This is a genomic window from Streptomyces sp. NPDC028289, assembly GCF_055565975.1.
The window spans coordinates 20448-43390 of record NZ_JBVHTI010000009.1 but is presented as its reverse complement, the minus strand read 5'-3'; the positions used below and the strand labels follow the sequence as shown (position 1 = coordinate 43390).

The following is a 22943-nucleotide window of genomic DNA, read 5'->3' as shown; positions in this document are numbered from 1 at the left end:
CCCTCCCGGTACGGCACCTGCACTCGGACTCGGACACCTCGGACTCGGTCGCCACCATTCTGCGGGGTCCGGGCCGGCCGGAGCAGCCGTCCGCGTCCTCCTGCGCCGGGGTTTCCCGGGGGCCGTGCGGTCCGTCTGCGCCGGGTTCGCACGCCCCCGCGGACGGTGCCGGCGCTCCCGCTCGCCCATCCCGCCCGGCGTGCGCATTTCCCGGTAGGGCAACATCTGCTCAGCTGCCACCCAACCGTGAGAGGTCGTCATGTCCGTTCGCCCTGCCGCCGTGCCGGCACTGCTGACCTGTCTGCTGCTGGCGGGCTGTTCGTCCGTCCAGCTCGGTACCTCGGACCCGTCCTCGTCGGGCGCTCCGGCGCCGCAGACGTCCTCGTCGGGTGCCGCGGGCGCGGCGCACGAGATCGCGGTCGGCGCCGGGCCGCAGAAGAAGTACACGGTGCAGCAGCAGCCGGCCGCCGGGTCGTGCCACTACCGGTACGAGAAGGGGGAGCCGCTGGAGGACAGCGCGTGCACCCCGGGCGCGATATCCCCCGCCGTCACCCAGGCCAACCTGAGGACGACGATCTGCCGCAAGGGCGGCTACACCTCCGGCGTCCGCCCGTCCGCCTACGTCACCGGCAAGGAGAAGAAGCTCAACGCCGCCTCCTACGGCTACACCGGTGCCATGCGCGAGGCCGAGTACGACCACCTGATAAGCCTCCAGCTCGGTGGCGACCCCAACGACCCGCGCAACCTGTGGCTCGAACCCGCGGACCCCGGCCACCGGGCCGGTCAGGGCGTCAACAACAAGAAGGACCCCGTGGAGACCAAGCTGCACACCGCGGTCTGCGCGGGCAAGGTCACCCTCGCCCAGGCGCAGCAGGCGATCGTCACCGACTGGACCACGGCCCTCGCCAGGCTCGGCCTCGGCTGAGTGCGGGGCGGACCGCTGCGCTCTGCTCCACCCCGCGCGGTCGCCGGCTGTTAGCGTGCGGACGCATGGCGGACAGCGTGTACGTGGGCAAGGCGGGCAAGGACGCGGCGACGGACCGGGGATGGCTGCTCGGCCACTTCAAGGAGCACGACGACCCACGGCACAGCCGAGCCGTCGAGGTCAAATGGGGCGTCCACCCACGCGGCGAACAGCGGACGCAGTGGGTGCAGGGCGAGGTGCGCACCACCCTCCTGGTGCTCGTCACCGGTCGTTTCCGCCTGGAGTTCCCCGGCCGTAGCGTGCTCCTGGAAGAGCAGGGCGACTACGTCGTCTGGGGCCAGGGAGTGGATCACTCCTGGGCCGCGGAGGACGATTCCGTCGTCCTGACCGTGCGATGGCCTTCCGTGCCCGGATACGCGGCGCCGTAGGACGGGCCGCCGGCACCCGGTGGCGCGGAGGCCGGCCACGTACGACGGGCCGGATCGCCGAGCGAGTCGCCCGCCGCATCGACGGAAAGGTCGTCGTCGACGGCCTGACGCTCGCCCTCCGCCCCGGGGGGACCGCCGGCCTGCTCGGCCCCGACGGGTCGGGCAGGCCGACGCTGCTGCGCCTGCTCGCGGGCGTCCTCGCCCCCACCGCCGGAGTCGTCACCCCCGGCGTCGCCCCCTGCCCCGACATCCTCGGCCTCTACGTCTTCACACCGCCCCGCAGGGCGCGACGAGCGGCGGTGCAGTTCCCTGGGCTCCGACATCTCACGTTCTGCGGGCGGCGTGCGTCTACCGGACAGGAGACAGGAGAAGGGAGACGCGGATGAGCACGCGGCACATCGTGGTCGAGACCCGCCTCGGACCGGTCACACTCGTCGCCAGGGGCGGGACGATCGCCGGCCTGTACTTCAGGCACCACGTCCGTCGGCCCCCGCAGGAGGCGTTCGGCCCCGAGGTGACCGACTCGACGGACGCGCTGCTGAACGAGGCGGTCCGGCAACTGGGCGACTACCTTGCGGGGCGACGCAGGCAGTTCGATCTCCCGCTCGCCGCCGAGGGCGACGCGTTCCGGCACGCCGTCTGGGACATCGTGAAGGCCGTCCAGTGCGGTGACACGACCACCTACGGGCGTATCGCCGAGCAGGTCGGAGACCGCCGCCTCGCGCAACGGGTCGGGCGGGCCGTGGGTGCGAACCCGCTGTGCATCGTCGTGCCGTGCCACCGCGTCGTCGGCTCCGACGGTTCCCTCACCGGATACGCCGGCGGGTTGAAGCGCAAGCAGGCGCTGCTGGAGATCGAGGAGCCGTCCGCGGCCGACGCAGGACGGTTGTTCTGACGGGGAAACACGCGTTTGTCGCCAGAGGCACGTCTTCAATGGGATGGACATGAAACAGCCGTTCGAGAACGTGGTCGCGCAGCACGGTGCCACGGTGCTGCGCGTCTGCCGGGTCGTCCTCGGCCCGCACGACGCGGACGACGCGTGGTCGGAGACCTTCCTCTCCGCCATGCGCGCCTATCCCGGCCTGCCCGAGACGGCGAACGTGGAGGCATGGCTCGTGACGATCGCGCACCGCAAGGCGATCGACGTGCTGCGTGCCGCGAAGCGGAGCCCGCTGCCGGTCGACGAGGTGCCGGAGGCTCCGGCACGGCGGGGCATTCCGGACTCCGGGGACTTTGACCTGTGGGCCGCGGTGAGAGACCTTCCCGGCAGACAACGCCAGGCCGTCGCCTACCGCTACGTGGCGGGACTGGCCTACGCCGAGATCGCGGAGATCCTCGGCGGCACCGCCGACGCGGCCCGCAGAGCCGCCGCGGACGGGCTCAAGAACCTCAGGAAGAGATATCCGGACGCGATCACGAAAGGAGCAGCATCATGAGCGGCACTCGCGACGATGGCGACATCACCGCCCTGCTGTCGACGCCCGTGGACGCCGACACCCTCAGCCGGCTCCACCGCCGTCTGGAGCAGGCGGCGGAGCGAGCCGATCTCGTCGATGTCGCCTACACCACCATCGACTCACCTGTCGGCGAACTGCTGCTCGCCGCCACCCCGAAGGGGCTGGTCCGCGTGGCGTACGCCGGCGAGGGCCACGATCGAGTCCTGGAAGCCCTCGGCCAGAGGCTCAGCCCGCGCATCCTGCGCGCCCCGAAGCGGCTGGACGGAGCGGCTCGCGAGATCGACGAGTACTTCGCCGGGCGCCGACGGGTCTTCGACCTGCCGCTGGACCTGTCCCTGTCCCGCGGATTCCGGCGCCTGGTGCAGACGCACCTGCCCGAGATCGGGTACGGCCAGACCCGCAGCTACCGGGACATGGCCGAACTCGTCGGCAATCCCAAGGCCGTCCGAGCGGTGGGCACCGCCTGCGCGACCAACCCGCTGCCGATCGTGGTCCCGTGCCACCGCGTGCTGCGCACCGACGGCACGCTCGGCGGTTACGTCGGCGGCCTCGAAGCCAAGACCACGCTGCTGAACCTGGAGGCCGTGGCATGAGCACCGCCGAGGAGGCGCCCAGGACCTCTGCCGCCGGCGACAGGCTCTAGGTGCCACCGCCGTCGGCCCGGTTCAGGGTGATGTCGTCGGCGTAGTAGCTGCCCTGCGCGTACCAGCCGTGCACGTGGACGGTCACGCTGGTCTGGGAGGCGCCTGTGGTGAAGGAGACGGTCAGGGGGCTGTACCGGGAGGGGGAGTCGGTCCAGGTGGAGGCGCCGCCGTTCACGCCCAGGTAGACGTAGGAGCCGCGGACCCAGCCGCTGAGTGAGTAGGTGGTGTCCGGCCGTACCGCGACGGTCTGGTCGCACTGCGCGGTGTCGCTCGAACTCACCGTCCCCTGGAGGGCTTTGGAGCCCGTGTGGACGGGGGAGGAGACGATCGAGCCCGGGTTGCCGGCGCAGTTCCACGGCGAGAGGCCGCCCGACTCGAAGCCGGGGTTGGCCAGAACGCCGGCGCCCCCGGCCACGCCCGGGACGGCCGATGTCGGGGCGGCCGACGCGCTCGCCGGGGGAGCGGCCGGGGTGGCCTCGGTGGGGCTGGGGATCAGCAGAGAGCCGCCGAACCCGACGACGGCCGCCGCGGCGACCCCGATCGACACGGCCGCCCGGCGCTGTCCGGGCCCCAGGCGCGGGCGGGTGCCGTCGTCGGGTGACGCGGGGAGCTCCGCTGTCCCGCCGTCGGCCGGGGCGCGGGGAACGGTTGCGTGGCCGCGATAGTCCTCGTCCTGGCGTATGTCGTCGAGCAACTGGGCCAGCGCGTCGGTGTTGCGCATGCGCAGCACGCGGACGGGTTCCGGCGCGGTGCGGTCGTCCGGTGTGTCGGACGCGGGCGGCGTGGGCACGGTGCTCTCCTTCCGTCCCGTGGCACAGACCGGTGCTGTCCCTGCGGAACTCATACGCACCGCCCGCTCCGGAGGTTCAACCGGGCCCCGCCGGGGGGGGGGGGGGAGCCACGCCCGACGCTCGTGAGGTCCGGGACAGCCGTACGCCGGCCTGGACGAAGAAGCCGGCCGGAGGCGACACCGCCCGCCTCGAGGGCGAACCCGTCGTCCGACTGACCAGCTACGGCCATGTGGCGCCTGTCCTGCTCGCCGCGGACGGCAGCGTGAGCGTCCCGCACCTGCATCCCGCGCCTCCGCTCGGAATCGCCCTGACGGACCCCGCGGACCACCTTCTCGACACGGTGCCTTTCGCCGCCGAGGACACGCTCCTCCTCTATACGGACGGTGTCATCGAAGCCCGTGACCGCAACGGCACCTTCTCTCCGCTCGCGGACCGGGCCGCGCGTTGGGCCGGCAGCGCCCCCGATGCGCTGCTCCGTCACCTCAGGCACGATCTGATGGCCCATACAGGCGGACGCCTCGGCGACGACGTCGCCCTGGTCGGCGTCTGCCACGCCTGCACCTCACGCGCGCGGCACCGTCCGCGACGGGCGTGGGGGCCCGGTGGACTCGGCCGCGGTGCCGGATCCGACCAGCCGCCGTGTCGAGTCCGTGGCAGGGTGTCAGTCGTGTTCGGTCCCGTCCGGTTCCGGCTGTACCTGCTGAGTCGGTGATGGCGGGAACAGGCGGTCCTCCAGGACGGGCAGTCCGAACAGCAGGAGAAGTGGTACCAACGGGGTGAGTAGAGCTGTGACGATCACGGCGCCTCCCCGCGAAGCTGGCGATCACGGCTGTCACTCGGCGGCAAGCCGGCCATGTCCACCGTGCGGCCGAACGAGGGACGCCGCACCCGGGGACCCAGGGTGTGTAGACCGAACGAGTGATGCGTGGTCCCGTCCGGGCAGGTGGCGGATCCCGTTGTGATCGCGCTGGACCGGCCTCATCGGCATTTCGCGGCATCGCGAGGGTAATCGGCGGGAAATAGTTCTGGGCCGGCTGCCGCACGGCTGTCCGCAGGAGCCGGCGGAGCCGTGGCGGCAACAACGCCGACGCAACCGGCCTCGATCACGGTCAAGGCAGGTCCCACGACCGTGAAGGCCGGTCAGACCGTCCGGTTCGCCGGACACACCTGGGCATTCGGCCCGGAGCGTCGGTCCTGCTCCACATGGACAAGAGCGGCAAGTGGATACCGGTCCACGTCAACTCCAGGGTGAAAAAGGGCGACACCTACGCCTTCGCCACCCGGGTCCACATGAATGGCACCCGGCAATTCCGTGTCGCCTCCGGCCAGACCCACTCTCCTGCCGTCAACGTGACGGTGCGGTGACTCCGCTCCCCGCGCCCTACCGCGCGGGTGCGGATCGGGCCGCCGTGTCGACGTCCGTGGTGGTGACGAGGCGATCCTGCTGGTTGCGGCAGTCGGCGTGCCGGAGGCGGACGACCGCGTCGAGTCCGCCGCCGGGGGCCGCCTCCAGGGTGACCTCGCCCCCTCCTGCGCGGGTGAGATGCCGGACCAGTGGCAGACCGAGGCCGGTGCCGTCGTGGTCGGCGTGGGGAGCTCGCCAGAAGCGGTCGAAGGCCCTGTGCCGTTCGGCCTCGGTCATGCCGGGGCCCTGGTCGATCACATGCAGCTCGGCCATGGGCGGGGTGCGGGTGCCTTGTGCGGGGGTGGTGACGACGGCCAGCGTGACGGCGGTTCCCGGCGCGGACACGCGGAGCGCGTTGGACAGCAGGTTGTCGATGATCTGTTCCAGTGCGCCGGGGACGGCCAGCACCGGAGAGGGCGCGCCTCCGGTCACGATGATGTCGACCTGCTGTTCGGCGGCGAAGGCCGTCCAGATGTCAGCGCGGTCGGCGACGACGGCGTTGAGGTCGGCGGCTTCCGCCCGGATCTCCGTGTTCTCCAGCCGTGCGAGCGCGAGCAGCCCCTGCACCATGCGGCTGAGCCGCTCCAGCTCCCCGAGCGCCGTGTCGAGACTGTCCTGCGCGCAGGGGGCGAGGTGCGGCTCGAAGTTCTCCAGGCGCAGGCGTAGCGCGGTCAGGGGCGTCTTCAGCTGGTGTGACACGTCGGAGGCGAACGCCTGCTGAGCCTTGAGCAGGTGCTGAAGCCGGGTCGCGGTCCGGGTGAACGACATGGCGAGCCTGCGCAGTTCCGGTGGCCCGTGGTCGGTCGCCGGGGGATCGGTGATCCGCCCTTCGGCGAGTTGCGCCGTGGCGCGTTCCAGGGCCTGCACGGGCCGGGTGATCGAGCGCGCGAGAGCGAACCCGATCAGGGAGGCCGCGGCGAGGACTCCGAGACCGACGGCGGCGAGGACCAGCCAGGTGGCGCGCACCCTGGCCTTGAGCGGGCCCAGCGCGTACACCGTTCGCACCACGCAGGGGACGGCGGGGTTGGACCCGCCCGGCACGGTGACGAAGAGGAAGTCACCGTCGGCGGGCGGGGCCCTGCGCGTGCCGACGGTGGGGCGATCGTGCAGTGCCGTGGAGATGTCCGGCTCGGCGGACAAATCCTCGCCGGCCGCGGCATGGGCGGCGGTGTCGGTCAGGACGACACCCCGGCGGTCGGCGACGAGCACGGTGCCGCCGGTCCGCCGACTGTACGCGAGGGCGAGGCCGGGCAGGTCGGCCGTCAGCCCGTGTTCCATCTTCTCCTCGCAGACCTCGGCGAGCGTCATCGCTCCTTGTTCCGCCGTGCGGGAGAAGCGGGCCACCTCGCTGCGGGCGTAGAAGACGCCGAAGGGCACTTCGAGTGCGAGCAGGACGAGCAGTATCAGGCTCAGGTGGCTGAGCAGGAGGCGACGGGTCACCGGAGCTCTCCGCCGCGTGTCCGCGCCGCGGCGGACGGGGTGTCGAGAGGTGCCGGGGGGACGAGGCGGAAGCCGACTCCGCGGATGTTCTCGATCCAGGACGCGTCGCCGAGTTTGCGCCGCAGCGCGGCGATGTGGACGTCCAGGGTCTTGGTCGGGCCGAAGAAGTTCGGCTCCCAGACAGCGTCGAGGATCTGCCGGCGGGAGCAGACGGCGCCGGGGTCCTCGGCGAGGCAGGTGAGCAGGTCGAACTCCTTGGGCGCGAGGGCGACGGACGTCTGGTGGAGGCGTACCTGCCGGGTACGCGAGTCGATGGTCAGGGGGCCGATCCGCTGGATGTCGGGTGTCCCGGGACGACCGGGGCCGTCCGAGGGCTCCGTAGATCCGCACCGCGGATCCGCCACCGCCGGGCGGGCGCGGCGGGTGACGGCACGGATCCGGGCGACGAGCTCCCGTACGCCGAAGGGCTTGGAGACGTAGTCGTCCGCACCCAGTTCGAGCCCGAGGACACGGTCCACCTCGTCGTCCCTGGCCGTGATCATGATGATCGGTACGGAGGAGCGGGATCTCAGCGTCCGGCACACGTCGATGCCGTCCATGTCCGGCAGCCCCAGGTCCAGCAGCACCATCGCCACCTCCGGCGCGGCCAGGCCCTCGGCCCCCGTTCTGGCGTGTTCCACGGTGAACCCGAAACGGCGCAGCCCCTCCGCCAACGGCCCGGCCACCCGGTCGTCGTCCTCGATCAGCAAGACACGCATGCCGAAAGGCTCACAGACACCGGCCACGGCGCGTGGAGCAAACGCCGCAAGCTCCCCCGAGCCAGTGATCTTCCACGGTCGGCCCATGCGCCGGGGCGCGGCTCCTTGACGACATCAAGGGACTGGCCAGCGTGGCGTAAACCGAGAGTTAAGAGGCCGGACGCCGGCACTCGGTCTGCCAGGTGACAGTCCGAATCTGATCCAAGGTCAGTCCGCGTGCCCCGGAGTTCTCCTCGGCCGGTGCGGCCGCACCGGCGCAAGGCGAAACGCTGCTTCGGGGGAGTCCAGGACCTCTCGCTGTATTCGCTCTGGCAATTCCCTTGATCGTCTTCCCGTAGCGTCGGTCGGGCGGCCGGTGCCACCGGAGCACCGCCGGACCACCCGCCCACCGCGAGAACCAGGGACACCGCATGCCCATCGACGAACTGCGCCGCGTCCGCCCGGACCTGGTGGAGCCCTTCGCGACCGCACTCCCGGGAGCACGCGCCACCGTGCTGTCCCGCCTGTGGGGCGCCTTCGGACGAGAACCCCTGCCCGGTGTGACCAGGCGTCGCCGTGGGGCCGGATCTCTGGTCGTCGAGCTGCAACGGGGCGGTTCGCTCTCGGCGGCCGAGGCGGGCGCGCGGCCGTTCGCCGACGTTCCGCGGGACTTCGCCGTGTCGGGGCCGGAGGGGCCGATCAGCGACCCGGTCCGGCTGCTGGGACAGCTGGGCCTGCGCAGCCCCGCGGCGGAGCGGCTGGCGGCCGAACTCGGCAACAGCGTCGTCAACCTGGCCCTCGCCAGAGCCGCGAACGCGGGCCGGAAGGTCTCCCCGGCCGACTCGGCGGATGCCGAGCAGGCGGTCGTCGACGGCCACCCGCAGCACCCCTGCTGCCGGACGCGCACCGGCATGTCCGTCGCCGACGTGCTCGCCTACGCGCCCGAACACCACCCGGTCGTCCGGCTGGCCCTGGTCCGGGTCCCGGCCGACCGCTGGCAGAGCGCCGGCGACTGGCCGCGGGCACTGCGCGACGGCGACGCGTTCCTGCTGCCGGTGCACCCCTGGCAGCGGGACCACGTGCTCCGCCACCACCGCGACCTGGCCGTCGTGGAGGAGACGATCCCGGCCCGCCCGCTGCTGTCGCTGCGTACCCTCGCACCGCTCGGCGCGCTGCCCGGCTGCCACGTCAAGACCGCCCTCGACGTGCAGGTCACCAACTACCGGCGCACCATCTCCGCGGCCGAGGTCGCTGACGGGCCCCCGCTGTCCGAGCTGGTCGCAGCCGTCCTCGACAAGGCCGGGCACAGCGGCAGCCTGCGCGTCCTGCGGGAGCTGGGCGGTGGCTCGGTGCGCGTGGACGGACTGCCCTCCGCGAGCCTGACGGCCATGATCCGGGAATCGACCGAGTGCCACCTCGGCGCCGGGGAGATCGCCGTACCGCTCACGGCCGTGCACGCGACCGGCGCCGCCGTGGTGGCGGGGGACCCGGTGCGCTGGCTGGCGGACCTCGCCGGCCTCGTCCTGCCGCCGGCCCTGACGCTGCTGTCCATGGGGGTGGCGCTGGAGGCCCATGGCCAGAACACCCTGGTCGTCCTGCGCGACGGGCGCCCGGTGCGGGTGCTGTACCGGGACCTGGACGGCGTACGGGTCAGCCCGCGCCGCCTGGCCCGGTGCGGGTTCACGCTGCCGCCGCTGCTCGGCACCCGCGCCGGCGACGACATCGGCGCGCTGCGCACCAAACTCTTCGGCGGCCTGGTCAGCGGGGTCTTCAGCGAGCTGGTCGACGTCCTCGCCCGGTCCCGGGCGGCTGAGCCACGGGCGCTGTGGGGCACGGTCGCCGAGGCCGGACGCCGCGTCTTCGCCGACCTGCCGGACCAGGAGGACGCGGCCGCGTTCTTCGGGGACACGATGCCGCTGAAGGCGACCGTCGCCATGCGCCTGTCCGAGAACCCGGGCGCCGCGCAGTGGACGTCCGTGCCCAACCCCCTGGCGCTGTCCCGTTGACCTCCGCCACCGACCGCTGTCCCACTGGAGCGACCACATGACCACCGACACGGCCCCCCACACCGAGGGCGCCACCACCGTCCTCTCCCCGACCGCGCAGCCGTCGCGGACGGCCGACCTCGTCACGACCCACACGCTGCTCAACTGCCTGGTCCGCGAGGTGTCCGCCCCCGAGCACCAGGTGACGGTCGTCGACGACCACCTCCTGCTACGACTGCCCCGCCGGGGCCTGCTGCTGCGTGCCGCGCTGCGGCGGACCTCGTTGATCGGAGCGCACCGCTTCCAGGGCTCCGTGCAGCGGCTCGACGGCGATGCCTGGGTGACCGTGGACTGGCGCGAGCTGGCCGACTGCATCCAGGAGGAACTGGAACAGCGCACGGGCCTGGCCAACGAGGAGTTCCTGGGCCAGGTGGCGGACAGCCGGGAGACGATCCGCGTCGTACTGGAGGAGCGGGCGGGCGGCCGGACGGCCGCGGACCCGTACGTGGCCTCGGAGCAGTCCCTGGTGTTCGGCCACCGTTTCCACCCCACGCCCAAGGCCCGTACCGGCGACCCGGCGGACTGGCTGGCGTACGGCCCGGAGACCGGCACCCGCTTCCCCCTGCGCTACCTGGCCGTGCGCCGCCACCTCGTACGGGAGGAGGGCGAGCCGCACACGCTGGACGCGCTGCACCAGGTGGCCGGCCCGGAGTTCGCCGTGCTCCCCGTGCACCCCTGGCAGTACCGGCTCCTGAAGGACCACGACCGGCTGCGCGAGGCGGTCGCCGCCGGGGACGTCGTGGACACCGGCACGGGCGGCCCGGAGCTGGTGCCGACCGCATCGGTGCGGACGCTGTACGCCCCGGAGACCGACGTGTTCCTGAAGTTCAGCCTCAACGTCCGCCTCACCAACTGCGTCCGCAAGCACGCGAGTTACGAACTGTCCGGGGCCGTCGCCCTCAACCGGCTGCTCCAGCCCGTCTTCGCCCGGCTCACCGAACGCTTCCCGGGCTGCGCGCTCCTGGCCGAGCCCGGCTACCGCACCCTCGACACGGCCGGCGACACCGCCCTCCTGGAGGGCTTCGGCGTCATCGTCCGCTCCGGCCTGCGCCACCACCTGCGGCCCGGGGTCACACCCCTGCTCGCCGCCGCCGTGGCCGACGAGTACCCGACCGGCGCGGCCCACGTCTCCCAGCTGCTCGCCCGCGGCGACGGCTCCATCCTGGCCTGGTGGGACGCGTACCTCGGGCTGTTGCTGCCGCCGGTGCTGGCCGCCTACTTCGAACACGGCGTCGTACTCGAACCCCACCTGCAGAACGTCGTCGTCGGCGTCGAGGCCGACGGCACGCCCGCGCAGATGTTCTTCCGCGACCTGGAGGGCACCAAGCTCCTGCCCGGCCGTCACCGGCAGGCCCTCGCCGACCTCCCGGACGACGTACGAGGTCCCCTCACCTACGATGCCGAACACGGCTGGAACCGGGTCGCGTACTGCCTCCTGGTCAACCACACCGCCGAGATGCTCAGCGCCCTGGCCGACCTCGACCCGGCCCTGGAGCCCGCCCTGTGGGGCCTGGTCCGCGACCACCTCGCCGGCTACGCCCGCACCGCCGCCGAACCGCCACGTCTGCGGGCCCTGCTGTCCGGCGTACCGCTGCCGGCCAAGGCGAACCTCCTGCTGCGCTGGTCCCGCAAGGCCGACCGGCACGCGACCTACGTGCCCCTGCCCAGCCCGCTCGGCGCGGACTTCCCCCGCGAGGTGGTCCGGTGAGGCCCGGGACGTACGACCTGGTCGCCGAACTGACCGACGACGAGCTGCCCGCCTACGTCTACGACCTGCCCGGTCTGCGCGAACACGTCCGCACGATCCGGGCCGCACTGCCGGACCGCGTCGAGCTGCTGTACGCGGCCAAGGCCAACTCCGACCCCCGGATCCTGCGCACCCTCGCCGGACACGTCCACGGCTTCGAGGTGGCCTCCGGCGGCGAACTGGACCACGTCCGCGCCACCGTCCCGGGCGCACCGGTCGCCTTCGGCGGTCCCGGCAAGACACCGCAGGAGCTCAGCCGCGCGCTGGACGCGGGAGCCGAGCGCCTGCACGTCGAGAGCGAACACGAACTCCGCCTGCTCGCCACCCTGCTGGGCGACCGGACCGTGGACGTCCTGCTGCGCGTCAACCTGCCCGTCGACGTGGGCCGGGTCGCCCTGGCCATGGGCGGCGGGCCGTTCGGCATGGATCCCGCACAACTGGACCGCTGCCTGGAGGTGCTGGAGCCGGTCCCGGGCGTCCGGCTGCGCGGCCTCCACTTCCACCTGGCCAGCGGCCTCCAGGCCCAGCCCCATCTCCTGCTCGTCGACAAGGTCCTCGCCTGGGCCGGGAGCTGGGCCCGCGATCGCGGAGTGGACCTGCGCGAAGTCAACGTGGGCGGCGGCATGGGCGTCGACTACACGCATCCGCCCAGGGTGTTCGACTGGCCCGCCCTCGGCGCCGGACTGCGCCGGATCCTCGCCCGCCACCCCCGCCTCACCCTGCGGATCGAGCCCGGCCGCTCGGTCACCGCGTACTGCGGCTGGTACGTCACCCAGGTCCTGGACCTCAAGTTCAGCCGGGGGCACGCGTTCGCCGTACTGCGCGGCGGCACCCACCACCTGCGCACCCCGGCCGCGAAACAGCACGACCAGCCCTTCGAGGTGATCCCCGACGAGACCTGGCCGCGGCCCTGGAAACGTCCGGAGGTCCGGGACGAGCCGGTGACGCTGGTCGGGCAGCTGTGCACGCCCAAGGACGTCCTGGCGAGCCGGATCATGATCGAACGGCTGCGCGTCGGCGACCGCGTCGCCTTCGCCATGGCCGGCGCCTACGCGTGGAACATCTCCCACCACGCGTTCCTCATGCACCCCCACCCGACCTTCCATCACTACGACGACGACACCGGCACGCCCGTCGCAGGCGGCACGTATGCCCGTCAGATGTCATGAACGCGGTCTTCCGCCTGCCGGCGACGCACGCGCTCGCCGTCCCCGGCTTCCGGCGCTACCTGCTCGGGCAGCTGGTCTCCAACATCGGCACGTGGATGCAGCGCGCCGCCCAGGACCTGCTCGTCCTCCACACCACCGGCAACAGCGGCAGCGCGGTCGGCATCGTGACCGCGCTGCAGTTCCTGCCGCAGACCCTGCTCGGCCTGACCGGAGGCGTGCTGGCCGACCGGTATCCGAAGCGACGGACGCTGCTCCTGACCCAGACGGCGATGGCCGCCCAGTCCCTCCTGCTGGGACTGCTCACGGTGACCGGAGCGGTGAACCTGCCGTCCCTCTACGCGCTGGCCTTCGCCCTCGGCACCGTCACCGCCGTGGACAGTCCCGCCCGCAACGCCTACATCTGCGAACTCGTCTCCCACGAGCAGACGGCCGGCGCGGTCGGCCTGAACGCCGCCCAGTTCAACGTGGCCCGCGCCCTCGGCCCGGCCCTCGCCGGCCTGACCGTCGCCGCCTTCGGCACCGGCCCGGTGTTCCTCCTGAACACGGCCTCGTACCTGGCCGTCCTCTACGGCCTGATCACCATCCGCACCGGCACACCGGACGCCCCCGCCCGCGCGCGACCGGGCCCCACCCGAGCGCGCGAGGCACTGCGCCACATCGCCACCACCCCGGAACTGCTCCTGCCGATCTGCCTCATCGCCTTCGTCGGCACCTTCGGTCTCAACTTCCAGGTCACCGTCTCGCTCGTCGCCGTCACGGTGTTCCACACGGGCGCCGCCGCCTTCGGCTGCCTCTCCGCCGCCTACGCGCTGGGCAGCCTGCTCGGCGCGATCCACTGGGCCCATCACAGGAAGCCGCCCACCGCCCGCCGGCTGACCTCCGCCACGACGGGATTCGGCGCACTGGAAGTCGCGCAGGGCCTCATGCCGGGCTACGGCTCGTTCCTGGTCCTGCTGTTCGTCACCGGATGTGCCGCGGTGACCGTGACCACCACCGCCAACGCCCTGGTCCAGCTCCATGCCGACCCACCGTTGCGGGGCCGCGTCCTTTCCGTGTATTTTCTCGTCCTCCTCGGCGGCACCCCCGTCGGCGCACCGCTGGTCGGCCTGGTGTCCGACGCTCTCGGAGCCCGCTTCACCCTGGTCCTGGGCGGCGTCGTCTCGCTCATCACCGCGCCGGCGCTCTCCGTCCTGTTCGCGAACCGAAACCGGCGGCGCGTGCGGGTGGAAGCGCTGCGGGCAGGCACCGAGACCGGGGTCGCGGCCTCCGAAGGCGGCTCGCTGCCGCCTCTGGCCAGGGGGCGGCCGCAGGCGTAGTGCGGGCACGCCTTACTCTTACAACATGTAGGAGATGTTGGGGTGGGGCCCTGACCGAGGAGTGGCGAGAATGAGTGAACACCGGCGCCGATCGCCGGGGCGGACCACACCGTCCGGCTCCGACGGCATGCACCACGGTGGCCGGGCCGCGGCGCGCAGGGCTGCGCAGTCCCGCGGCGGGCGCGCCCGCCGCGCGGAGCGCACGCGGCGTACGGACGCCGGACGTCCCGGCCGGCGCCGCCTGATCGACTACCCGCGGACGGGCAGACGCGGCCTCCGCCGATGGCTGCCGTCGTGGAAGCTGGTGTCGGGCACCTTCCTGCTGTTCGTCGCCGGCCTGCTGGGCCTGTTCGGCTACGCGTACGCCACGACGACCATTCCCAGCGCGAACCCCAGCACCCAGGCGCAGAGCAACACCTACTACTGGTCGGACGGCTCGGTGATGACCACCCAGGGGGCGACCAACCGGCAGAACGTCGACCTCGCCCAGGTGCCGAAGCTGGTGCAGTGGGACTTCCTCGCCGCGGAGAACGCCACCTTCTACTCCGATCCGGGCGTCGACACGCAGGGCATGCTCCGCGCCGTCTACCACATGGCCACGGGCGGCGAGGTGCAGTCGGGGTCCACCATCACCCAGCAGTTCGTGAAGAACACCTATCTCAGCCAGGACCAGTCGGTCACCCGCAAGCTCAGGGAGATCATGATCTCCCTGAAGATCGGCGGCCAGCTGTCCAAGCAGCAGATACTGCAGGGCTATCTCAACACCTGCTACTACGGCCGGGACGCCTACGGCATCGAGGCCGCGGCCCGTACCTACTACCACGTGCACGCCTTCCAGCTGAACGTCAGCCAGGGGGCCTTCATCGCCGCCACGGTCAACGAGCCGAGCCTGCTGATGCACGCCGACAGCGACCCGCAGGCCAAGGCCCAGGCCAAGGCCCGCTGGACGTACGTGCTGGACCGGATGGCCAAGATCCACAAGATCACCGGCGCCCAGGAACAGCAGTACCTCGCGGCGGGGTTCCCCACGCCCAGGCCGTACGCGCCGTCGGCGGGCATGGCCGGGCAGACCGGATACCTGGTGCAGGCCGCGGAGAAGTACGTCGAGGCCCACACGTCCCTCACGGACCAGCAGCTGGGCCACGGCGGCTACCAGATCTACACCACCTTCGACAAGAAGAAGGTCGGCGCCCTGTCGGCGTCCGTCACGGCGATGGAGCGGAAGCATCTCGATCCGCAGCACCGCGCGGCCGACAAGGACGTCCAGGTCGGCGCGGCGTCGATCGATCCGTCGAGCGGTGCGATCGTCGCGCTGTACGGCGGGCCCGGCTGGAACAAGGGGCACTGGACGGACAACGCGGACGCGACCGGCGTGCCGGTCGGCTCCACCTTCAAACCCGTCGACCTGGCCGCCGCCCTCGACCACGGCGCCGTCCTCTCTCCGGGGCAGCCGGCCTCACCGATCACCCCGGCCTCGAAGTTCGACGGCGACGACGGCATCACCATCAAGAACCAGCAGGGCCAGAAGCTCCCGGACGCGAACGACCCCACGGGGCTCCTGCACCAGCGCAACGACGTGACCACGAAGTGGGGTTACATCACCCTGCGCAAGGCGATGGAGCAGTCGGTCAACACCCCCTACGTCCAGCTCGGCGAGTACGTCGGCTACCACAACGTGGAGGACGAGGCCCTGAAGGCGGGGCTCCTGCGCACGAGCCTGCAGTACGACACCCCGGGCTTCTACATCGGTACCTCCACACCGTCGGCGATCCGGATGGCGGACGTGTACGCCACCTTCGACGACGGCGGAATCCAGCACGAGCCGTACTCGGTGACCAAGGTCGTCGCCGACGGCCGGCAGCTGACCGGCTTCGACAAGCCCAAGGGCACCACGGCCATGCCGGCTTCGACCGCCGACACCGTCACCGACGTCCTGCGAGACGTGGTGAAGAACGGCACCGGTACCAACGCCCAGGCCCTCGGCCGCCCGGCGGCCGGCAAGACGGGTACGACCGACGACTACAAGTCCGCCTGGTTCATCGGCTACACCCCGCAACTGACCACGGCCGTGAGCATGTTCAAGGAGGACCCGAAGAACGCCGGCCTCCAGTCGATGCAGGGCGTCGGCGGCTACGCCAAGGTCTTCGGCGCCGACATGCCCACCGAGGTGTGGACCGGCTACATGGCCGCCGCCCTCCAGGGACAACCCGTCCAGCAGTTCCCGCCCGCACCCGCGCTGGGCCAGTCCACGGACGAATACGGCGCGCCCTCGCCCACCCCCTCCGCCACCGCGGCCCAGAGCACACCCCCGGCCACCCCGACCGCGCCGGCCACCCCGACCCCCACCACCGCACCGTGCCGCGGGCACGGGAAGCACTGTGTCAGCCCGAGTCCGACCGACACCACCGGAACCACCGCCGGCACCGGTGGCGGCCTCCTCGGCGGCACGACCGGCGGCAGCACCTCGCCCACACCCACGCCGACGAGCACCACACCGGCGCCGACAAGCGGCCGCCGCGGGCCCTGAGCGGGGGCGGACACCGGCAGCGCAGCCGGTTCCGGGCGGCGTGTTCCCGGCCCGAGCGTTCACCCGCGGGGCAGGCCGGGGACGCCGTGTTCGCGCAGGGGGCCCTGTGTCTACAAGATGTAGTAAATTGGCCTGGCGGTCACTCTGGCGTCGTCGCCACGTCATTCGAGTGTCACCTCGCAAGCGCGAAGCGACCGGTGACAGAACCCGGACCCCATGGCCGCTCGCTCATCCCGTGAGCACTCGACGCGCTCACAAGGACGGAAGGACCTCTGCCCATGGCCGCGGCCGCCACCGCGCACCTGGCCCTCGACGGATCCGGCGTCGACGGCTCGTTGTTCACCTCGGTCACCGACTTCGCCCGTGACACCAAATGGCTCAACACGCCCATGGAGGTGTGGACCAACCTCGGTCTCGGGGTCTTCGCCCTCCTCATGATCGCGGGCTGGTGGACCGCACGGCGCCGTGACCCGCGGGCGATGACCGTCGCGCTGGCAGCGCCGGTCGCCGTCCTGACGGCCTTCGCCGTTGCCGAGGTCGTCAAGAAGCTCGTCGCGGAGGTGCGGCCCTGCCGGTCGATGCCCCACGCCTACCTGGTCGACACCTGCCCGGCACCTTCCGACTACGCCTTCCCCAGCGGGCACGCCACCGTGGCCGCCGCGACCGTGGCAGCGCTCTTCCTGCTCGACCGCCGGCTGAGCGCCGTCGCCGCCGTGTTCGCCCTGCTGGAGGGCTTCAGCCGGGTCTACGTCGGCGCCCACTACCCCCACGACGTCCTCGGCTCCGCCGCCGTCGCCCTCCCGGTCGCCTTCCTCGTCAGCTCGGCACTGGCCCGCTGGGCCACCCCGCTGGTCGGTTCCCTGAGCCAAGGGGCGCTGCGCCCGTTGCTGACGACCCAGCTCGTCGTCACCACAGCGCCGGCCCCCTGATCACCGCGACCGGCATCCGCCCGGATGGTGCGTACGAGGACGGCGGCCGCGGTTTTCTCGTCGTGGCGGCCGTGTCGGTGGACGCGGACCCGGCGTAGCCGGGCCGGGCGCCGACACCGGGCTCACGCCCGCCCGTGACCGGCCCTCTCGCTCGACGGGGTGAGGACCGGCGCGCCGGGCAGGTCAGAAGTGGCGCTCTCCGTGCTCCGGACGGTCAGGGGCGGCACAGCAGCCGTCCGGTCCGTGCCCAGGAGCACCGTCGTGGGCGGTCGGCGCGGCGGTGGTGGTGTCGGCATGTGCCCTGCACAGCGCCCACTGCGCGCTGTCCAGCATGCGGTCGCTGTCCGAGGCGGCGTTGGCCAGGCTCGCGCAGCAGACGGCCAGCAGCAGACCGCCCGCCAGCAGGGGCAGGCTCCGGCGGGCGGGCGGCGGGGCCAGCAGGGCCCGTACCCGCTGCGGCACCACTCCGCCGGTCGCGGCCAGCGCGGCGGGACGGGACGCACCGGCGGATGCCAGGGCGGCGCGGCCCACCGCGCGGGCGACGACCGTACGGTCACCGACCCGCTCGGCGGCCTCCTCGTCGGCCCAGCGCTCCAGGACGAAGTTGCCCGCGACGGCCACCGGCCGCAGCAACGGGTTCAGTGCGGCCGTGAGCCGCCACACGCTCTGGAAGACGTGGTGACGCCCGCGCAGGTGGGCCCGCTCGTGGGCGAGCAGTGCCTCGCGCTCGGCACCATCGAGACGGCGCAGCATCCCCCGGGAGACGACGATCCGGCCCGGCGCCCCAGGCAGTGCGAACGCCAGCGGGACGTCGTCGTCGAGTACGGCCAGCTCCGTGTGCCCGGCCAGCTCGGCACACTCCCGCCGGGCCCGGAGCAGGTGGCGGCCCTGCCGGACGGCGGCCACGCCGAGGGAGACGACGCACACCGCGAGCACCAGGGTGCTGACGGCCGCGACCACGGCATAGACGGGGTCCTGGGAGCGCAGCGCGGACACGGACCAGCGGCCCTCCTCGGCGATCTGCGGGATCTGCGCCACTCCGGTGAAAGCCAGCAGGGCGAGGGATCCCGCCGATCCGGCCGCCGTCACCAGCGCGGCGCAGGCCAGCGCCAGGGCTGCCGGGCGCGGGGGCAGCCGGTGCGCCACGGGCGGTGCGAGCACGGCGAGTGCCGCCGTGACGAGGAACGGGACGTAGACGCTGATCAGCACCGGCTCACCGCTTCCCGGGCGGGCGCCGGCTCTCGGGGAGGACGTCGTCGTGCCCGGACAGCAGCTGCTGCAGCAGGTGCTCGTCCTGTTCGGACAGTTCCGAGACGAAGCGGGCCAGCACCGCCTGACGGTCGGAGCCGCCCGTCAGCAGGGAGTGCATGCGCTGGGCGGTGTGCGACGCCTCGTCGCGGGCCGGCTCGTAGGCATAGCCACGGCCCTCGCGATGCCGTACCAGCATGCCCTTGTCATGCAGCCGGGACAGGATGGTGAGTACGGTCGTGTAGGCGAGGTCGCCCGGCAGCTGTTCCCGGACTTCCCGCGCGGTCCGCGGACCGTCCGCAGCCCAGAGCGCGGCGAGTACATCGCTCTCCAGCTGGCCGCGCGCCCGCCTGCCGGATGCCTCGTGGGCTTCCTCGTCTCCCTGGCCCGTCACCTCATCGTCCGCCTTCCCTCGCCGTCGTCGCGTACAGGCTACCCGCCCATGTCCTACTTGTTGTAGGACGTGCCCGTGCGGGAGAGTGCCAGGGCGTCACCTCTCCCGTCCCGCCCGAGGGCCCGGCGACATGTGAGATACCAGACGATTCCCGAACGGCTACTACGTCACGTAGAGGCAGGGCGTACCGTGGGGGCGTCGCGGGAAACGGGCAGCCTTCCGGTCCGTGCCTGTAGTCGTCCAGTACGCGGGACCGCCCAGAAAACTGAGAACTGTCGCTGGAGTACCTGGGGTCGGCCTGTGGCTTTCATTGTGGTGTGTGAGGATGACGCGGCGGTCCGTGACGTGCTCAAGCGTGCGCTCGAGCACGACGGCCATACGGTCGCCGTCGCTTCCACCGCGGACAGCCTGCTGCGGCGACTTGAGCCGCTTCCTCATCTGGTCGTCCTGGATCTGGGGCTCCCGGACGCCGATGGCCGCGATGTCTGCTTGGCGCTGCGGGCCCGTGGCGTCGATGCCCCGGTGCTGATGCTCACCGCTCTGGACGGCATGCATCACAAAGTGGGCGGCTTCGAGGCGGGCGCCGACGACTACATGACGAAACCGTTCGACATCCCGGAGTTGCTGGTGAGGGTCCGCGCCCTGCTGCGCAGAACAACCGCGACGACCCCACCGAGGGGCGTCGTTCTCGATCCGGCGAGACATGTCGTGACCCACGGTTCGACGAGCGAGAGCCTGACGCCGACCGAGTTCCGTCTGCTGGGCAGGCTCATCGCCTCGCAGGGCGACGCGGTACGCCGCCACGCCCTCGTCGCCGCGGGCTGGCCGCACGGCGCGCAGGTCAGCGACAACACCCTTGACTCCTTCGTGCGCCGGCTACGGACGAAACTCGGTGCGCTGGGCGTGGCCGATCGCCTGGCGACGGTCCGCGGGGTGGGCTATCGATGGGAGTGACGGGCTTCCGCGGGAGGGTCGTCGCGCTGGCGGTTCTGATCGCGACAGCGGTGGTCGCCGTGCTCGTGGTGGTCTCGCACGTGCTGCTGAGCCAGGTGACCGACGCCGACGCGAACGCTCTGGCGCACACACGTGCGGAGGCCGTGGCGGCGAACGCAGCCGTACGCGGTGGCCACGTCGTGCTGATCGAGGGCGGCAACGAAGCGCTGGACACGGTCTCGTGGGTGTACGCCGACGGGCACCTCATCGACGGAATCGTGCCGGGCAGCGTCCTCGACCGCGTCGACGCACTCGTCGGCTCCGGAAAGTCCCAGACCACCACGGTCGGCGGGCACCTGCTGTACGCCCAGCCGATCCGGCTGGCAGGCCACCACGTCATGGTGGTCGTGCGGGTGGATCTGACGCCGTACGAGACGTCGGAGCAGCGCAGCCTGACGATGTCGCTCATGCTGGGCGGCATCGCGATCCTGCTCGCCGGCGTCGTCGCGCACCTCGTGGTGGGCCGTGCGCTGCGGGTCGTCCACGAAATGGCCGCTCTCGCCGACGACTGGGGCGATCACGAGCCCGGGCGCCGATTCGACCTCGGAGTTCCGCGGGATGAATTCGGGGAGCTCGGGCGGACTCTCGATCGCCTGCTCGACCGTGTGGACAACGCGCTCGCGGACGAGCGCCGGCTCACCGACGAGATCGCCCACGAGCTGCGGACGCCCCTGACGGCCCTGCGGGGCGAGGCACAGCTGGCGCAGCTCTCCGGTCACCAGGTGGCACCGGAGTCCGTTCTGACCGAGGTCGACCGCCTGAACACGGCGATCACGACGATTCTGGGTGCCGCCCGGACACGGATCGACGGCGGTACCCGCTGCGATCTCGGGGCGGCGGCGCGACAGGCGATCGCCGGTCGCTCCATCGAACTCGCCGTCCCGACCGACGTCGACGTCGCCGTGGCGACCGAACTCGTCGTGGCAGTGCTGTCACCTCTGTTGGAGAACGGCCTGCGGCATGCGAGTTCGCGCGTCTGGGTCACGGGGCGCGTCCAGCCCCAGGGCGTCGTGATCGATGTCCTCGACGACGGCCCGGGGTTCGATCCGGCAGAGGTCGACCGGGTCTTCGAAGCGGGCGTGACCAGCGGTGACGGGCACGGTCTCGGGCTGGCCGTGGTCAAGCGTCTCGCCGCGTCCGCGGGAGTGGCGGTCCGTGCGATCGCGGATGGCCACGGTCGCGTCGAGGTGACCTTCCCCACGGCGGAGGCGGTCGCGTAGTCAGGTTGTGTGCAGGTTGGCCGGGCCAGCCTCGGCGCATGACTACGACGAGCGAAGCCCGCACACGCCGCAGTGGGCGGCTGATGCTGAACAAGGTTCCCGAGGTCACCGTCTGGTTCTGGGTGATCAAGATCCTGTGCACGACCGTCGGCGAGAGCTTCGCCGACTGGATCAACATGAAGCTGGGCGTCGGCCTGGTGAACACGGCCTGGATCTTCACCGCGGTGTTCGTCGTGGTCCTGGGCGTCCAGCTGCGGCTGAAGCGGTACGTGCCGTTCCCGTACTGGCTGACCGTGGTCGTTGTCAGTGTCACGGGCACGCTGTACACCGACATCCTGACCGACCAGCTCAACGTGCCGCTGTGGATCAGCACCACGGTGTTCTCGGTCCTGCTCGCCGTGGTCTTCGGCGCGTGGTGGCTGCGCGAGCGCACCCTCTCGATCCACTCGGTCAACACGCTGCCGCGTGAGTCGTTCTACTGGCTCACCGTTCTCGTCACCTTCGCGCTCGGCACCGCGACCGGCGACTGGACCCTCGAGCTCACCGGCTGGAGCCCGGGCGTCTCGGTCCTGCTGCCGCTCGGCCTCATCGCGGCGATCATGCTGCTGTGGAGGTTCGGCGCGAACCCGGTGCTGTCCTTCTGGCTCGCCTACATCCTGACCCGCCCGCTGGGTGCCAACATCGGCGACTGGCTCGCCTCCCCGAAGGTCGCCCAGCCGGGCGAGCCGACCGGTCTCGCGCTGGGCACCTTCACCACCAGCCTGATCTTCCTCGGCCTGATCCTGGCGACCGTCATCTACCTGACGGTGACGCGCTCCGACGTGATCGAGACCTACGACGCCACGCACACCCCGCAGATCACCGCCGACCCCCGAAGGGAGCGCGTCGCGCTGGCGGGCTTCGGCCTCCTCGCCGTCGCCACCGTGGGCCTGCTGGTCTGGGCGCACGGCCGGCCGCACGTCGGCCCGGCGCCGGAGGAGGACGCCACCTCCACCGTTCACCTCGCCCCCGGCCAGGCCGTGAAGAAGTTCCCGGCCGCGAAGGTCGACGCGCTGAAGGCACTCGCATCGACCTCGCTCAAGGACGCACAGTCGGGGAACGCGACCGGCGCCCACGCGGCTGCCCAGTCCCTGCGAGACCTCTGGGATGCCGACCAAGCGACGTTGCAGCCGCTGGACAACACCGGCTGGACGTTCCTCGACGCCCAGATGGACCAGGTCCTGAAGACCTTCGGCATCGACCACTCCAACGCGCCGATGCCGGCGGCGCAGCAGGAGGCCGAACTCAACACCCTCCTCACGGACATGCGCTGACGGACCTGATCGGCGGCGACTCCGCCGGAGTCGCCGCCGTGACAACGCCGTGGCCGGGACACGTGGACTTCGGCCACCGGCTGCCCGCGGCCCTGTTCGCCCTCGTCATCGGCGCGGTCGCCCTCGCGCAGCTGCGGCACATCGCGCGCCACGCCGCCTGAACAGGGACGGGGCAGGCGTTCAGGAGGTTTTCAGGTCGACGCTGCCAAGGTCGT

At 71.9% G+C, this 22943-nt stretch carries 23 protein-coding genes; 18 read left to right on the top strand and 5 right to left on the bottom strand.

What is annotated here, in order from left to right; translation table 11 throughout:
- The first annotated feature begins 259 nt into the window (after positions 1-259).
- The 6 genes from ACZ4UV_RS40065 (at position 260) to ACZ4UV_RS40040 (ending at position 3403) form a co-directional block, all read left to right on the top strand.
- A complete protein-coding gene (locus ACZ4UV_RS40065) occupies positions 260-925 on the top strand; it encodes a hypothetical protein (protein WP_451020850.1) in 666 nt (221 codons plus the stop codon).
- Between the two features lie 65 nt (positions 926-990).
- Complete coding sequence (locus tag ACZ4UV_RS40060) at positions 991-1353, top strand: signal peptidase I (protein ID WP_351499496.1); 363 nt, start codon at positions 991-993, stop codon at positions 1351-1353.
- Positions 1320-1739, top strand: a complete 420-nt coding sequence (locus tag ACZ4UV_RS40055; RefSeq protein ID WP_451020851.1) for an ATP-binding cassette domain-containing protein — start codon at positions 1320-1322, stop codon at positions 1737-1739. The genes ACZ4UV_RS40060 and ACZ4UV_RS40055 overlap by 34 nt, the downstream gene beginning before the upstream one ends.
- Positions 1736-2248, top strand: a complete 513-nt coding sequence (locus ACZ4UV_RS40050; RefSeq protein WP_451020852.1) for a methylated-DNA--[protein]-cysteine S-methyltransferase — start codon at positions 1736-1738, stop codon at positions 2246-2248. The genes ACZ4UV_RS40055 and ACZ4UV_RS40050 overlap by 4 nt, the downstream gene beginning before the upstream one ends.
- 49 nt (positions 2249-2297) lie before the next feature.
- Positions 2298-2789, top strand: a complete 492-nt coding sequence (locus ACZ4UV_RS40045) for an RNA polymerase sigma factor (protein ID WP_451020853.1) — start codon at positions 2298-2300, stop codon at positions 2787-2789.
- Positions 2786-3403 (top strand): methylated-DNA--[protein]-cysteine S-methyltransferase, encoded by a 618-nt coding sequence (locus ACZ4UV_RS40040; RefSeq protein WP_451020854.1) that lies wholly within the window; start codon positions 2786-2788, stop codon positions 3401-3403. The genes ACZ4UV_RS40045 and ACZ4UV_RS40040 overlap by 4 nt, the downstream gene beginning before the upstream one ends.
- Positions 3404-3449: 46 nt before the next feature.
- Here ACZ4UV_RS40040 and ACZ4UV_RS40035 read toward each other — a convergent pair whose 3' ends face one another.
- Complete coding sequence (locus tag ACZ4UV_RS40035; RefSeq protein WP_451020861.1) at positions 3450-3953, bottom strand: carbohydrate binding domain-containing protein; 504 nt, start codon at positions 3951-3953, stop codon at positions 3450-3452.
- Positions 3954-4474: 521 nt separating this feature from the next.
- Here ACZ4UV_RS40035 and ACZ4UV_RS40030 point away from each other — a divergent pair.
- Positions 4475-4957: a PP2C family protein-serine/threonine phosphatase gene (locus ACZ4UV_RS40030; RefSeq protein ID WP_451020855.1), complete on the top strand. Its 483-nt coding sequence runs from the start codon at positions 4475-4477 to the stop codon at positions 4955-4957.
- A gap of 491 nt (positions 4958-5448) precedes the next feature.
- A complete protein-coding gene (locus ACZ4UV_RS40025) occupies positions 5449-5610 on the top strand; it encodes a hypothetical protein (RefSeq protein WP_467844874.1) in 162 nt (53 codons plus the stop codon).
- A 16-nt stretch (positions 5611-5626) separates the two neighbouring features.
- On the opposite strand, the gene ACZ4UV_RS40020 is transcribed toward ACZ4UV_RS40025, so the two are convergent.
- The gene (locus tag ACZ4UV_RS40020; protein WP_467844871.1) at positions 5627-7090 is read right to left on the bottom strand and encodes a sensor histidine kinase; all 1464 of its coding nucleotides are present in this window, start codon (positions 7088-7090) and stop codon (positions 5627-5629) included.
- The gene (locus ACZ4UV_RS40015; RefSeq protein WP_451020858.1) at positions 7087-7848 is read right to left on the bottom strand and encodes a response regulator transcription factor; all 762 of its coding nucleotides are present in this window, start codon (positions 7846-7848) and stop codon (positions 7087-7089) included. The genes ACZ4UV_RS40020 and ACZ4UV_RS40015 overlap by 4 nt, the downstream gene beginning before the upstream one ends.
- A gap of 410 nt (positions 7849-8258) precedes the next feature.
- Here ACZ4UV_RS40015 and ACZ4UV_RS40010 point away from each other — a divergent pair, with 410 nt between their 5' ends.
- The 6 genes from ACZ4UV_RS40010 to ACZ4UV_RS39985 all read left to right on the top strand — a co-directional run bounded on the left by ACZ4UV_RS40010 (position 8259) and on the right by ACZ4UV_RS39985 (position 17560).
- Complete coding sequence (locus ACZ4UV_RS40010) at positions 8259-9833, top strand: IucA/IucC family protein (protein WP_451020859.1); 1575 nt, start codon at positions 8259-8261, stop codon at positions 9831-9833.
- Positions 9834-9870: 37 nt separating this feature from the next.
- The gene (locus ACZ4UV_RS40005) at positions 9871-11580 is read left to right on the top strand and encodes an IucA/IucC family protein (RefSeq protein WP_467844867.1); all 1710 of its coding nucleotides are present in this window, start codon (positions 9871-9873) and stop codon (positions 11578-11580) included.
- Positions 11577-12788: a type III PLP-dependent enzyme gene (locus ACZ4UV_RS40000; protein WP_467844865.1), complete on the top strand. Its 1212-nt coding sequence runs from the start codon at positions 11577-11579 to the stop codon at positions 12786-12788. Before ACZ4UV_RS40005 ends, ACZ4UV_RS40000 begins: the two co-directional genes overlap by 4 nt.
- Positions 12785-14104 carry an MFS transporter gene (locus tag ACZ4UV_RS39995; protein WP_467844863.1) on the top strand — a complete coding sequence of 440 codons (1320 nt, stop codon included), beginning with the start codon at positions 12785-12787 and terminating at the stop codon, positions 14102-14104. Before ACZ4UV_RS40000 ends, ACZ4UV_RS39995 begins: the two co-directional genes overlap by 4 nt.
- A 70-nt stretch (positions 14105-14174) precedes the next feature.
- Complete coding sequence (locus ACZ4UV_RS39990) at positions 14175-16631, top strand: transglycosylase domain-containing protein (RefSeq protein WP_467844861.1); 2457 nt, start codon at positions 14175-14177, stop codon at positions 16629-16631.
- A 278-nt stretch (positions 16632-16909) separates the two neighbouring features.
- Positions 16910-17560, top strand: a complete 651-nt coding sequence (locus ACZ4UV_RS39985; protein WP_451021461.1) for a phosphatase PAP2 family protein — start codon at positions 16910-16912, stop codon at positions 17558-17560.
- Positions 17561-17743: 183 nt separating this feature from the next.
- Here ACZ4UV_RS39985 and ACZ4UV_RS39980 read toward each other — a convergent pair whose 3' ends face one another.
- A complete protein-coding gene (locus tag ACZ4UV_RS39980; RefSeq protein ID WP_467844857.1) occupies positions 17744-18769 on the bottom strand; it encodes a M56 family metallopeptidase in 1026 nt (341 codons plus the stop codon).
- 4 nt (positions 18770-18773) lie between these two features.
- On the bottom strand, positions 18774-19202 hold the full coding sequence (locus ACZ4UV_RS39975; protein WP_351498313.1) for a BlaI/MecI/CopY family transcriptional regulator: 429 nt from the start codon (positions 19200-19202) through the stop codon (positions 18774-18776).
- A gap of 300 nt (positions 19203-19502) precedes the next feature.
- Here ACZ4UV_RS39975 and ACZ4UV_RS39970 point away from each other — a divergent pair, with 300 nt between their 5' ends.
- Genes ACZ4UV_RS39970 through ACZ4UV_RS39955 form a run of 4 tightly spaced genes read left to right on the top strand, consistent with a single transcriptional unit; the run spans position 19503 to position 22889 of the window.
- Positions 19503-20156: a response regulator transcription factor gene (locus ACZ4UV_RS39970; protein ID WP_390034710.1), complete on the top strand. Its 654-nt coding sequence runs from the start codon at positions 19503-19505 to the stop codon at positions 20154-20156.
- Positions 20147-21415: a sensor histidine kinase gene (locus tag ACZ4UV_RS39965; protein ID WP_451021459.1), complete on the top strand. Its 1269-nt coding sequence runs from the start codon at positions 20147-20149 to the stop codon at positions 21413-21415. Before ACZ4UV_RS39970 ends, ACZ4UV_RS39965 begins: the two co-directional genes overlap by 10 nt.
- A gap of 38 nt (positions 21416-21453) precedes the next feature.
- Entirely contained in the window at positions 21454-22728 is a 1275-nt protein-coding gene (locus tag ACZ4UV_RS39960; RefSeq protein ID WP_451021458.1) for a COG4705 family protein, read from the top strand.
- A gap of 38 nt (positions 22729-22766) precedes the next feature.
- On the top strand, positions 22767-22889 hold the full coding sequence (locus tag ACZ4UV_RS39955) for a hypothetical protein (protein ID WP_467844853.1): 123 nt from the start codon (positions 22767-22769) through the stop codon (positions 22887-22889).
- Positions 22890-22943 lie beyond the last annotated feature (54 nt).